The 3,155-nt window shown below is 72.2% G+C and carries 1 protein-coding gene and 1 pseudogene; both read left to right on the top strand.

Going from position 1 to position 3,155, the window contains the following annotated elements:
• Nucleotides 1-606 (top strand): annotated as a pseudogene (locus tag ACFU99_RS38645) (dihydroxyacetone kinase); the annotation flags it as partial.
• A 60-nt stretch (nt 607-666) separates the two neighbouring features.
• Entirely contained in the window at nt 667-2,898 is a 2,232-nt protein-coding gene (gene recG, locus ACFU99_RS38650) for an ATP-dependent DNA helicase RecG (RefSeq protein WP_384401893.1), read from the top strand.
• Nucleotides 2,899-3,155 lie beyond the last annotated feature (257 nt).

Below are 3,155 nucleotides of genomic sequence, written 5' to 3' on the forward strand. Positions count from 1 at the left end.
GAAGCCGGGGCCACCGTGGTGGCGACCCGCCCGGGGGAGCCGCCCGCCAGCGGCGAGCTCGTCGACGCGATCCGGCGCGCGCACGCGCGCGAGGTCGTCCTCCTGCCCAACGCCGCCGATCTGCGGCACACCGCCGCCGCTGCCGCCGAACAGGCCCGCACCGAGGGCGTACGGGTCGCCCTGATCCCCACCCGGTCCGCCGTGCAGGGCATCGCCGCGCTCGCCGTGCACGAGCCGGGCCGCCGCTTCGACGAGGACGTCGTCGCCATGACGTCCGCCGCCGGGGCCACTCGCTACGCGGAACTCGCCGTCGCCGAGCGGCAGTCCTGGACCATGGCCGGCGTGTGCCAGGCCGGTGACGTCCTGGGCCTGATCGACGGCGACGTCGCGGTGATCGGCGCCGAACTGGCCGCCACCGCCGAGGCAGTCCTGGACCGGATGCTGGCCGCGGGCGGCGAAATGGTCACCCTGGTGCTCGGCGCGGGGGTGCCGAACGCCGTCGCGGACCGTCTGGAGCGGTACGTGCGCGAGGGCCACCTCGCGGTCGACACGGTGGTCTACCGCGGCGAGCAGCAGTCCACGCCGCTGCTCATCGGCATCGAATAGGGCGTATCGAACAGCGCTGCCCGCGTCGGCGAGGGGGCGCTGTCACACCCATGGTGTGCAATGGACCGCGTGCCCGCGCTCGATGAACCACTGAAGAAGATCCTCGGCGGCAACACCGCGAAGGTGATGGCCGAGCACCTCGGCCTGCACACGGTCGGCGACCTGCTGCACCACTACCCGCGGCGGTACGCGGAGCGGGGCGAGCTGACCCGCCTCGCCGACCTGCCGCTGGACGAGCACGTCACGGTCGTGGCCCAGGTCGCCAAGGCGGCCATGAAGACCTTCAACCACGGCAAGGGCGTCCGCCTGGAGGTCGTGGTGACGGACGGCAGCGGATCGCTGACCCTGGTCTTCTTCGGCAGGGGCGCGTACGCGCGCGAGAAGGAGCTGCTGCCGGGGCGCCGGGGCATGTTCGCGGGCAAGGTCTCCGTCTTCAACCGCACCCGCCAGCTCCTGCACCCCGACTACGAGCTCCTGGACCGGGAGAGCGGCAGCGAGGCCGCCGAGTCCTTCGCCAACCAGATGGTGCCGATCTACCCGGCGTGCAAGCAGTTCCAGGCATGGAAGCTCACCAAGGCCGTCTCCACCCTCCTGGACCTCTTCGAGGCGGAGAACTGGGAGCACATCGTCGACCCGCTGCCGACGGCGCTGCGCGAGAGCCGCGCCCTGGCCGAGCTGCCCGACGCCTTCCGCAAGGTCCACCGCCCGCGCACCAAGGCGGACATCGCCTTCGCCCGCGACCGGCTCAAGTGGGACGAGGCGTTCGTCCTCCAAGTCGCCCTGGCCCGCCGCCGCCACGCCGACGCCCAACTCCCGGCCGTACCCCGACGGCCCGTCCAAAACGGTCTCCTGGACGCCTTCGACGCCCGCCTCCCCTTCACCCTCACCGAAGGCCAGCGCAAGGTCTCCACCGAGATCTTCGCCGACCTCGCCACCGACCACCCCATGCACCGGCTCCTCCAGGGGGAGGTCGGTTCCGGGAAGACGCTGGTGGCGCTGCGCGCGATGCTCGGGGTCGTGGACGCGGGCGGGCAGGCCGCGATGCTGGCGCCGACCGAGGTGCTCGCGCAGCAGCATCACCGGTCCATCACGGAGATGATGGGGGAGCTGGCCGAGGGCGGGATGCTCGGCGGGGCCGAGCAGGGGACGAAGGTGGTGCTGCTGACCGGGTCCATGGGGATGCCGGCGCGGCGGCAGGCGCTGCTGGATCTGGTGACCGGCGAGGCCGGGATCGTCATCGGTACGCACGCGCTGATCGAGGACAAGGTGCGGTTCCACGATCTGGGGCTGGTCGTGGTGGACGAGCAGCACCGGTTCGGGGTCGAGCAGCGGGACGCGCTGCGCTCGAAGGGCAGCCAGCCGCCGCATCTGCTGGTGATGACGGCGACGCCCATCCCGCGGACCGTCGCCATGACCGTCTTCGGCGACCTGGAGACGTCCGTGCTCGACCAACTCCCCGCCGGACGCTCGCCGATCGCCACCCATGTGGTGCCGGCCAAGGACAAGCCGCACTTCCTGGCGCGCGCCTGGGAGCGGGTGCGCGAGGAGGTCGAGGGCGGCCATCAGGCGTACGTGGTCTGCCCGCGCATCGGCGACGAGCCGGAGGAGACGAAGAAGAAGGCGGGGAGCAAGAAGGGGGAGGAGGCGGCCGAGGACGGTGGGCCCGACGGGGAGCGTCGGCCGCCGCTCGCCGTTCTCGACATCGCCGAGCAGCTGTCCTCGGGGGCGCTCGGCGGGCTGCGTGTGGAGGTGCTGCACGGGCGGATGCAGCCGGACGCGAAGGACGACGTGATGCGCCGCTTCGCCGCGGGCGAGGTGGACGTGCTCGTCGCGACGACCGTCATCGAGGTCGGCGTCAACGTCCCCAACGCCACGGCCATGGTGATCATGGACGCGGACCGGTTCGGCGTCTCCCAGCTCCACCAGCTGCGCGGCCGGGTGGGCCGCGGTTCGGCTGCCGGGCTCTGCCTGCTGGTGAGCGAGGCGGGGGAGGCCAGCCCGGCGCGGGCCCGGCTCAACGCCGTCGCCGGCACCCTCGACGGCTTCGAGCTGTCCCGGATCGACCTGGAGCAGCGGCGCGAGGGCGACGTGCTCGGCCAGGCGCAGTCCGGCGTCCGCTCCTCGCTGCGGATGCTCGCCGTCATCGACGACGAGGAGGTCATCGCGGCGGCCCGCGAGGAGGCCGTCGCCGTCGTGGCCGCCGACCCGGAACTCGACGGACTCCCGGCGCTGCGCACCGCGTTGGACGCCCTCCTCGACGACGAGCGGGAGCAGTATCTCGACAAGGGGTGACGGCCCGCGCGCCCGTTGTCCGACCAGAGGAAATGTCAGACCCCCCTGAGAGAATGGACACAGTCCGAACCGATCCGCTCCGGGATCGGCTGAGTTGGGCCATTGGGGGCTGCTTTCATGTCGTTCCGCCATATCAACGAGCTGCCGCTCGGCGACAAGATCTTCCGGATCGAGCTCGCCAGCGACGACGACGCCACCGTCACCCTGACCCTCACCGGCTGGCACGAGGACGCCCCGGAGGCGCTGCTGGCCTCCGG

It is taken from the genome of Streptomyces sp. NPDC057654 (genome assembly GCF_042800135.1).
Lineage (GTDB): Bacteria > Actinomycetota > Actinomycetes > Streptomycetales > Streptomycetaceae > Streptomyces.